The organism is Paraburkholderia sp. SIMBA_027 (assembly GCF_046535315.1).
Lineage (GTDB): Bacteria > Pseudomonadota > Gammaproteobacteria > Burkholderiales > Burkholderiaceae > Paraburkholderia > Paraburkholderia tropica.
Genome location: NZ_JAWRWY010001286.1, coordinates 1 through 248, shown reverse-complemented (window position 1 = coordinate 248; position 248 = coordinate 1). Strand labels below are relative to the sequence as shown.

1 protein-coding gene is annotated in these 248 nt (G+C 72.6%); it reads left to right on the top strand.

Going from position 1 to position 248, the window contains the following annotated elements; all coding sequences use genetic code 11:
* The coding region (locus tag SB764_RS43295) for a helicase HerA-like domain-containing protein (protein ID WP_410867208.1) at positions 1–248 on the top strand (248 nt) is incomplete at both ends.

The window sequence follows — 248 nt, the reverse complement described above, 5'->3', positions numbered from 1 at the left end:
CGAACTAGGCGTGGGCGAAGCGCTGGTGTCGCTGCTGGATGCCAAGGGCCGGCCGATGCCGACGGAGCGCGCCTGGATCGTGCCGCCGGCCAGCCGCATCGGGCCGGCCACCGACGCCGAGCGCCAGGCCTTGCGCCAGGGCAGTCCCATGTCGGCCAAATATGACAAGGCCATCGACCGCGAATCCGCCTACGAAGTGCTGGCCGGACGCGCCGCAGCGCCTGCCGATCAGGCGCCCGGGAAGGCCG